4 protein-coding genes are annotated in these 2482 nt (G+C 35.3%); 2 read left to right on the top strand and 2 right to left on the bottom strand.

Features of this window, described 5'->3' with window-relative positions; all coding sequences use genetic code 11:
- Positions 1-171: 171 nt before the first annotated feature.
- Positions 172-489: a cytochrome C gene (locus tag GSY74_RS07515; RefSeq protein WP_164664484.1), complete on the bottom strand. Its 318-nt coding sequence runs from the start codon at positions 487-489 to the stop codon at positions 172-174.
- Between the two features lie 101 nt (positions 490-590).
- Positions 591-1685, bottom strand: a complete 1095-nt coding sequence (gene prfB / locus GSY74_RS07510; RefSeq protein ID WP_164664483.1) for a peptide chain release factor 2 — start codon at positions 1683-1685, stop codon at positions 591-593.
- Between the two features lie 118 nt (positions 1686-1803).
- Between prfB and GSY74_RS07505 the strand changes: the two genes are divergently transcribed.
- Complete coding sequence (locus tag GSY74_RS07505) at positions 1804-2115, top strand: hypothetical protein (RefSeq protein ID WP_164664482.1); 312 nt, start codon at positions 1804-1806, stop codon at positions 2113-2115.
- A gap of 2 nt (positions 2116-2117) precedes the next feature.
- On the top strand, positions 2118-2482 hold a 365-nt coding region (locus GSY74_RS07500; protein WP_164664481.1), incomplete at its 3' end, for a TlpA disulfide reductase family protein.

The following is a 2482-nucleotide window of genomic DNA, read 5'->3' as shown; positions in this document are numbered from 1 at the left end:
TTTTATAAATTTATTCAATTTAAATCCTTTATAATCTTTTTGTATGAATTATAATTTTAAATTGTGTATATATTGTGAATATCAATTGTTTGATAACAAAAAAGAATATTAAGAGAAGAAGAGACTCCCAAAAAAATGGGAGTTATATAGATTTATTATAGCTTATCAGACTTAACAGCTAGGAACATTTCCAGAGTCACTTGCAAACTCATTAGCGAAGTCAAAGATATGAGGAACTAGCTTCTCTTTTATAGATACACCTTCACCACAGATTTCAGCAATCGCTTCACCCATCTTACCATCTTCGTTAATCTTTTCCCACTCTTCTTGAGTATGCTTCTTTGCGAAGTCTGCACCAGTCATCTTACAAGCTTCTTTAAGCTTTTTAGAGTAAAGTTTTTGACCTTTAGCTGCATCTGCTGATGCTGTTGTTGTCATTACTGCCATACCTAAAAGTGCTGCTAGAGCTAATTTTGAAAATTTTGTCATTTAAATCCTTTTATTTTGTGATAGTCGCAGTATAAAACATTTTTGTGTAATGATTGTGATAAAAAATCATTTTTATAAAAAAATAGATAATTATTATAACCCTATCTTGCTAGAGCAATTAGCACACCCTCAATCAGCTTATCTATATCTCCATCTAAAATTCCATCTACATTTGAAAAGGGCTGATTGCTTCTAGTATCTTTCACCTGTTGGTAGGGAGCTAGAACATATGAACGAATCTGATGTCCCCATCCTATCTCACTCTTCTCCACCCCATCAATCTCTGCCTGTCTCTTCTCCATCTCATACTCATAAAGCCGAGATTTCAGCATCTTCATAGCCGTTGCTCTGTTTTTATGTTGGCTTCTACCATTTTGACATTGTACTACTATATTGGTCTCGATATGAGTGATACGAATGGCACTCTCTGTTTTGTTGACATGTTGCCCACCTGCACCTGAGGCTCTATATGTATCGACTCTTATATCTTTATCCTCAATCTCTATATCTATATCATCATCAACTTCTGGTGATACCATAACAGAGCTAAATGATGTGTGTCTCTTGGCATTAGAGTCAAACGGAGAGATACGAACAAGACGATGTATTCCATTCTCTACCTTTAGATAACCGTAAGCATTCTCACCTTTGATAATGAAACTGACATCTTTTATCCCTGCCTCTTCTCCTGCTTGATAATCAAGCCCCTCTACTTTGAATCCTTTTCGTTCAGCCCATCGAAGATACATCCGATATAACATATTTGCCCAATCCTGAGATTCTGTTCCACCCGCGCCAGGGTGGATAGAGACTATGGCGTTGTTATTATCATTCTCACCACTCAACATCATTGTTACTTCTAATGCAGTGATATTTTCTCGTAGAGTCTCTGCTTCATCATAGAGCATCTCTATTGTCTCCTCATCCCCTTCAGCTTTTGCCATATCAAAAAACTCCACGGCATCCACAACGGAATTGTTAGCATCTCTGTATTTTGTTAATATTCTCTCTTTTCTAGTCTTCTCCTGAGATATTTTTGAGGCATTTTTGGCATCACTCCAAAAACTAGGCTCCTGTTCCATACTCTCTATCTCTTTTAGCCGACTCAGAATAGTATCAGGTTTAACAATATTTTTTATATTTTCTATTTTTATAGTAAGTGTTTTTAGCAGTTCACCATATTCATAAGCATCCATCTATTAGTCCATTTATTAAATTAGTTGCTATTTTATCGAAATAACTTTTGATTTTTGTCAATGCTTACTCTAATCCTACTTTGTTATAATTAGTGAAATAGAAAAAAAGGGAGTTCTGATGTCAGTAATTATTCAATCAACCATAAAAACCAATCCACTAGGTCGTTGGTATATAGAGCTAAGAGATACCACAGAGGAAGAGTCTATGGAGATATGTTTAGATATTGAAGAGTATGCCAAAAAGATAGAGATTATGGGTCTGGAGTATGGTGGAGATATAGAGGTAGCTTGGCAATCCGATGATGATGTGTCACAGATGCAGATACATGAGGTGAGAATGCAGATGAATGAGTATCAAACAAAGAAGGAGACAGAGGGTGAGATGAGAAAAACACATCAACCTGATGGAACTCCTAATTTTCAAGGATAATGATGTTTAGAATATTAGCTACTATAGCGTTACTGTTTCTATTTGGATGTGATAGTAAAACGCAAAAAGAGGAGAGCATTTTCTCAACTACTGCTCAAAAAAATGATCCTGTAGGGGTTCCTCTTGTGGGTACCTTGGATGGGAATATCTCAACCACTATAGAGAAATTTACGCTCAATACAATAGATGGTAAACAACTTAATATATCAGAGATAGAGAATGGTCTAGAGTTTAAAGAGTTAAAAGATAAAGCTATCTTTCTTGTATTTTTTGGATATAGATGTCCCCCTTGCGTAAGAGAGATACCTGTTCTTATAGAATTAACTAAAAAATATAAGGATTTTGCTATTGTAGCTATTGAAGTACA

The sequence above is a fragment of the Sulfurovum sp. bin170 genome (genome assembly GCF_010892395.1).
Lineage (GTDB): Bacteria > Campylobacterota > Campylobacteria > Campylobacterales > Sulfurovaceae > UBA1140.
Note: the sequence above shows the minus strand (reverse complement) of the source record. Positions and strands in the feature narration are given on the sequence as shown.